Here is a 6,390-nt window from a genome sequence, read left to right as displayed (position 1 = left end):
TGAATTACCGATCCACTACAGTGTAGATGAGTTGTTCCTTTAAGAGCTGCCAGCTCCGCATGATGATGTCCTTATATTTGGTGTTCCTGAACAGGGGAGAGTAACAACGGGCGGGAGGCGAGGGGAATAAATGATTTCTGAAAAGTCCGGTAGCGGAACATTACCGCTACCGGGAGAATTTGTGCGTTAGCCGCTGAACTGGTCGGGATCGGGGCCGAGGCGTTTACCCTGGTCGAGTTTTGCAATGTCACCAAGTTCGTCTTTGTCGAGACGGAAATCCCAGACATCGAAGTTTTCAGCAATTCGTGAAGGGGTGACTGATTTCGGGATTACGACCAGTCCGCTATCCAGATGCCAGCGGATAACAATCTGTGCCGGGGTTTTGCCATACTTATCTGCCAGATCGCGAATGATTTTCTGATCGAATACGCCTTTCCCGCCCTGGGCTAATGGGCTCCAGGATTCGGTCTGGATTTTGTGTGTGGCGTTCCAGGCATGCAACTGACGTTGCTGCATCAGCGGGTGAAGTTCTATCTGGTTAATAACAGGCGCCACGCCAGTTTCATCAATCAGGCGCTGAAGATGGTGGATCTGGAAATTGCAGACGCCGATACTTTTGATTAATCCCTCTTTTTGCAGCTCAATCATTCCTTTCCATGCTTCGACATAATGGTCGATTGCGGGAACGGGCCAGTGCATTAAGTAGAGGTCGATATAATCAAGCTGGAGTTTTTTCAGACTGTTGAGTAGGGCTTCGCGGGGGCGCTTGTGGTTGTCGTTCCACAGTTTAGTGGTGATGAACAGATCTTCTCTGTTAAGTGCGGAATTTTTCAGGGCTTTACCGACACCTTCTTCGTTCTTGTAGGCTGCGGCGGTATCAATCGAACGATAACCAACTTCTAACGCTTTTTGAATAGCGGTGATAACTTCCTCATTACTTGCTTGCCAGACGCCCAGTCCCAGCTGGGGCATGACATTGCCGTCCTGTAGCTTAATAACGGTTGGATTAGCCATACGTTCCTCCTTATATGAACTCACCGGAGCAGGCTCCGGTGAGATGTTGTGAACTTAAGTCTGGACGAAATGCCCGAAAACGAAAGTCTGAGGCGTAAAAAGCTTAACGGGCGGCTTCGTAGATGCGGCGGCTGACTTCCAGTGTAATGTCATGATTTTCGCCCAGTTGGGTCATGCCGTGTTCTTCCAGTTTTTTCAGCAATGCCGGGATAGAGCTGCCGTCCAGACCGTAGTCGGAAAGATGCGTCGGCACGCCTAATTGCTCGAAGAAGTTACGGGTAGCGGCAATCGCGGCGTCAATGCGCTCGTCGTCGGAACCTTCGGTGATGTTCCAGACGCGTTCAGCGTATTGCAGCAGTTTCGCACGCTTGGTGTCGCGTTTTTCATTCCACAGAGCAGGCAGGACGATAGCCAGAGTTTGTGCGTGATCCAGACCGTGCATAGCGGTCAGTTCGTGGCCCAGCATATGCGTTGCCCAGTCCTGAGGTACACCTGCGCCAATTAAACCGTTCAGCGCTTGGGTCGCCGCCCACATAACGTTGGCGCGCACATCGTAGTTTTCTGGTTCTTTCAGGGCCTTCGGACCATCTTCGATCAGCGTCAGCAAAATACCTTCTGCGAAGCGATCCTGGATTTTGGCATCAACCGGTTTGGTTACATACTGTTCTACGGTGTGCACAAAGGCGTCCACTACGCCGTTAGCCACCTGGCGCGGCGGCAGGGTGTAGGTATAAACCGGATCGAGTACGGCAAATACCGGCTGAACATGGGCAGAATGGAACGCCTGTTTGTCGCCAGTGGTTTTACGGGAGATAACCGCGCCCGCGTTAGATTCAGAACCGGTCGCTGGCAGCGTCAGCACACAGCCCATCGGGATAGCGCTTTTAATCTCTTTACCGCCCGTTTGCAGAATGTGCCACGGATCAATATTTTCCGGATAGTTAGCCGCTGCGGCGATAAATTTGGTGCCATCCAGCACGGACCCGCCGCCAACCGCCAACAGGAAAGTCACTTTCTGTTCGCGAACCAGTTTTACGGCGTTCATCAGCGTTTCATAAGACGGGTTTGGTTCGATACCGCCAAACTCCAGCACGTCCATACCTTTCAATGCATCCAGAACTTGATCGAGGACGCCGGTTTTTTTCACACTACCACCGCCGTAGGTAATCAATACGCGGGCGCCATGAGGAATTTGCTCGCGTAAACCAGCGATTGCGCCTTTACCAAACAGAATGCGGGTTGGGGTGTGCAGATTAAAGTTGTTCATTACTTGCTCCCTTTGCTGGGTCAATATGAGGGCAGAGATCGGTCTGCCTGATGTTTTTCATTGTGGTCGCCTGCGTCGTGGCTCTCAATGCTCATTTCTGCCAATGTCTTGCCTATTTCTCCAGGGTACTGGAGAAATGGTACAAAATTGCGCACAATCAAATTGCCGCATTATTCCTAAGAAATTACGCGATATGAAACGTGAAGAGATATGCCGCCTACTGACGGATAAAATTAATAGACTGAAAGATAAAGAAAATAGTTTGTCAGATATGTTGCCTGATGTGCGCTTATTGTATGGTGAGAACCCCGGTGCGCGTACGCCAGTGATGTATGAACCTGGCATCATAATTCTCTTTTCCGGGCATAAAATCGGTTATATCAATGAACGCGTGTTTCGCTATGACGCCAATGAATACCTGCTGCTGACGGTGCCGTTGCCGTTTGAGTGCGAAACCTATGCCACGCCAGAGGTGCCGCTGGCGGGGGTGCGTCTCAATGTCGATATTTTGCAGTTACAAGAGCTGTTGATGGACATTGGCGAAGATGAACATTTCCAGCCGTCGATGGCTGCCAGCGGTATAAATTCCGCTACATTGTCCGAAGAGATTTTATGCGCGGCGGAGCGGTTACTGGATGTGATGGAACGACCGCTGGATGCGCGCATTCTCGGTAAACAGATTATCCGCGAAATTCTTTACTATGTGCTGACGGGGCCTTGCGGCGGCGCGTTACTGGCACTGGTCAGTCGCCAGACGCATTTCAGCCTGATTAGCCGCGTGCTGAAACGAATTGAGAATAAATACACCGAAAACCTGAGCGTTGAGCAACTGGCAGCAGAAGCCAATATGAGCGTTTCGGCGTTCCACCATAATTTTAAGTCTGTCACCAGTACCTCGCCGTTGCAGTATCTGAAGAATTACCGTCTGCATAAGGCGCGAATGATGATAATCCACGACGGCATGAAGGCCAGCGCGGCGGCGATGCGCGTCGGCTATGAAAGCGCGTCGCAATTTAGCCGTGAGTTTAAACGTTATTTCGGTGTGACGCCGGGAGAAGATGCCGCCAGAATGCGGGCGATGCAGGGGAGTTAAATGCGTTCCCGGCATGGCCACCGGGAACGGAGGAAATCGTCAGGCACTAGAGTACTTTTTTTTAATCACCACGAACAGCGTGCCTAGCAAGCCAGCGGTTAGCAAGGCAATCGGCAGGATCATCAGGAACGTCATCACCTGATCTTCATGGCGTTTTACAAACGGGATCATGCTTAAGGCATAGCCGAAACTGGTTACCACGCTGACCCATAACAACCCGCTTAACCAGTTGAAAAACTGGAAGCGGCGGTTTGGCAGTCCGGAAATCCCCGCCATGGTTGGCAGCAGCGTGCGGACAAAGGCGAGAAAACGTCCAGCAAGCAGCGCCAGCAGACCGTGGCGGTCAAACATACAGGTGGCACGCTGGTGATATTTGGCCGGAAGCTGCGCCAGCCAGCCTTTCACCGTTTTGGTATTACCCAGCCAGCGCCCCTGAATGTAACTCAACCAACAACCCAGGCTGGCTGCGGCAGTCAGAATCGTGATTGTTGGCAGAAAATCCATAACCCCCTGGGCAATCAATGCGCCAGCCAGAATCAACAAGCTGTCGCCAGGCAAAAATGAGGCGGGCAGCAGGCCGTTTTCTAAAAACAGCGTGGCAAACATGACAAAGTAAACAACGCTAACAATGTGAGGGTCCGCCAGCGCGGCAAAGTCATGTTGCCAGAGCGCAGCGATAATATCTTGAATAACAGCCATGGACTTTCCTGTGGAACAGCGTTTAAGCCTTAATTTGACTATTGTACTCCTGAATCGTCCGGGACGCCTTGATCCCGGACGCAACAATTTAAGACTATTCACAATTAAATGTCTGCAAAATTGTCCAAATTGGCAACGTTACACAATTCGCGCGAAGCCGGCGTCCAGATCGGCAATCAGATCGTCGACGTTTTCCAGACCAATATGCAGGCGAATCAAGGTGCCGCTAAAATCGATCTTACCTTGCGGGCGGATGGCGGCGAGATGTTCTGGCTGGTTCGCGAGGATCAAGGATTCATACCCGCCCCATGAGAAGGCCATGCTGAATAACCTGAAGTTATCCAGATAGTTCGCCAGTTCTTCATCATTAAGTTTTTTCTTCAGGACAAAGGAAAATAGTCCGCTGCTACCTGTAAAGTCTCGTTTCCAGAATTCATGACCTTTACTGCCTGGTAGAGCAGGGTGGTTAACTCGCTCAACCTGCGGATGTGCGGCCAGCCATTCTGCCACTTTCAGGCTGCTTTCATGATGTTGGCGCAGACGCACGCCCAGTGTACGCAGGCCACGACTGGTCATATAGGCGGTATCGGCGTCGACCATCTGCCCCATCAGATAGGCATTTTCCCGCAGTTGCTCCCAGCAACGGGCATTGCACACAGCAGTGCCAATCATCGCATCCGAATGCCCTACCAGATATTTGGTGGCGGCCTGAATAGAAACATCAATACCAAAATCAAGAGCTTTGAACAGCACTCCGGCAGCCCAGGTGTTATCGATCATAATGATGGCGTCCGGCACCACACTGCGTACGGCGGCAACAATCGCCGGAACGTCGTGGACTTCCATGGTGATGGAGCCTGGCGATTCCAGAAACACGATTTTAGTGTTTGGCTGCAGATGTTTAACGATATCGGCACCAATCAGCGGATCAAACCATGATGTCGTTACGCCCAACTTGCTGAGGATTTTGCTACAGAAATCCTGGCTCGGCTCGTAGGCGGTATTGGTCATCAACACATGATCGCCCTGTTCAACAAAAGCAAGAATGGAATTGGCAACCGCTGCCGCCCCGCAAGGAAACAGCGCGCAACCTGCGCCACCTTCCAGTTCGCACATCGCTTCTTGTAAGGAGAAATGGGTTAACGTTCCGCGCCGTCCATAGAACAACTCGCCATTGGCGCGATTGCGCGTCGCATGTTTTTTGGCTTCCACACTGTCAAAGACCAGCGAAGAGGCGCGCTGAATCACGCTATTTACCGCGCCGAGAGTGTATTTTTTGCTACGTCCTGCATTGACCAGTTGAGTATCAAGTTGTTTGTCTGCCATGTTGGGATTCCTGTTTTTATACGTCTGGATGTCTAAACTAGCACGAATGAGGTCATGCGCATCCTGAAGAATTGGCATAAAGCAGAAAAATTTCGCAAAAGGTGTACTGGTGACTTTTTTACTGCGTAAACGCAAAGAAAAGAAAGCAAAGGTACGGCAGTATGCAAATAGTAATGAGAACGACTATCAATTCGACGTCGTTTTGATATTATTGTGCGCAGATTTTGTGACTTGCGTCCTGGAGATACACAGTGGGTAATAATTTAATGCAGACGGACCTTTCCGTCTGGGGTATGTATCAGCACGCCGATATTGTCGTTAAGTGCGTGATGATTGGGCTGATTCTGGCCTCCGTAGTCACCTGGGCAATCTTTTTCAGCAAGAGCGTAGAGTTCTTCAACCAGAAGCGTCGCCTGAAGCGCGAGCAGCAACTGCTGGCTGAAGCACGCTCTTTAAACCAGGCCAGCGATATCGCCGCTGATTTTGGTAGCAAAAGCTTAAGCCTGCATTTGCTCAATGAAGCGCAGAACGAGCTGGAACTGTCAGAAGGCAGCGACGATAACGAAGGTATTAAAGAGCGTACCAGTTTCCGCCTTGAGCGTCGGGTCGCCGCAGTAGGTCGTCAAATGGGCCGCGGTAACGGTTATCTTGCTACCATCGGCGCAATTTCGCCGTTCGTTGGTCTGTTTGGTACGGTCTGGGGCATCATGAACAGCTTTATTGGTATCGCGCAAACGCAAACTACCAACCTGGCAGTGGTTGCACCGGGTATTGCAGAAGCGTTGCTGGCAACGGCAATCGGTCTGGTGGCAGCGATTCCGGCGGTCGTTATCTATAACGTATTTGCACGCCAGATTGGCGGCTTTAAAGCGATGCTTGGCGATGTCGCAGCGCAGGTATTGTTGCTGCAAAGCCGTGACCTGGATCTGGAAGCCAGCGCCGCTGCGCATCCGGTTCGTGTTGCACAAAAATTACGCGCAGGATAATGTCC

The 6,390-nt window shown here is 51.2% G+C and carries 6 protein-coding genes; 2 read left to right on the top strand and 4 right to left on the bottom strand.

Annotated elements, in window-relative coordinates; all coding sequences use genetic code 11:
- Positions 1–186: 186 nt before the first annotated feature.
- Both dkgA and yqhD read right to left on the bottom strand, forming a co-directional pair.
- Positions 187–1,014: a 2,5-didehydrogluconate reductase DkgA gene (gene dkgA / locus D9734_RS13305; protein ID WP_130208045.1), complete on the bottom strand. Its 828-nt coding sequence runs from the start codon at positions 1,012–1,014 to the stop codon at positions 187–189.
- A gap of 103 nt (positions 1,015–1,117) precedes the next feature.
- Positions 1,118–2,281, bottom strand: a complete 1,164-nt coding sequence (gene yqhD, locus D9734_RS13300) for an alcohol dehydrogenase (protein WP_130208043.1) — start codon at positions 2,279–2,281, stop codon at positions 1,118–1,120.
- Between the two features lie 193 nt (positions 2,282–2,474).
- Here yqhD and yqhC point away from each other — a divergent pair, with 193 nt between their 5' ends.
- Positions 2,475–3,374: a DNA-binding transcriptional regulator YqhC gene (yqhC, locus tag D9734_RS13295; RefSeq protein WP_138158408.1), complete on the top strand. Its 900-nt coding sequence runs from the start codon at positions 2,475–2,477 to the stop codon at positions 3,372–3,374.
- A 39-nt stretch (positions 3,375–3,413) separates the two neighbouring features.
- On the opposite strand, the gene yghB is transcribed toward yqhC, so the two are convergent.
- Positions 3,414–4,073 carry a DedA family general envelope maintenance protein YghB gene (gene yghB / locus D9734_RS13290; RefSeq protein ID WP_064529651.1) on the bottom strand — a complete coding sequence of 220 codons (660 nt, stop codon included), beginning with the start codon at positions 4,071–4,073 and terminating at the stop codon, positions 3,414–3,416.
- A 138-nt stretch (positions 4,074–4,211) separates the two neighbouring features.
- On the bottom strand, positions 4,212–5,399 hold the full coding sequence (gene metC, locus D9734_RS13285; RefSeq protein ID WP_130208039.1) for a cystathionine beta-lyase: 1,188 nt from the start codon (positions 5,397–5,399) through the stop codon (positions 4,212–4,214).
- A 251-nt stretch (positions 5,400–5,650) separates the two neighbouring features.
- Between metC and exbB the strand changes: the two genes are divergently transcribed.
- Entirely contained in the window at positions 5,651–6,385 is a 735-nt protein-coding gene (gene exbB, locus D9734_RS13280) for a tol-pal system-associated acyl-CoA thioesterase (RefSeq protein WP_130208037.1), read from the top strand.
- The last annotated feature ends 5 nt before the right edge of the window (positions 6,386–6,390 follow it).

Origin of the sequence: Escherichia sp. E14S1, assembly GCF_004211995.1 — a bacterium.
In the GTDB taxonomy this organism is placed as follows: Bacteria; Pseudomonadota; Gammaproteobacteria; order Enterobacterales; family Enterobacteriaceae; genus Escherichia.
This window is presented reverse-complemented; position numbering and strand designations above follow the sequence as displayed.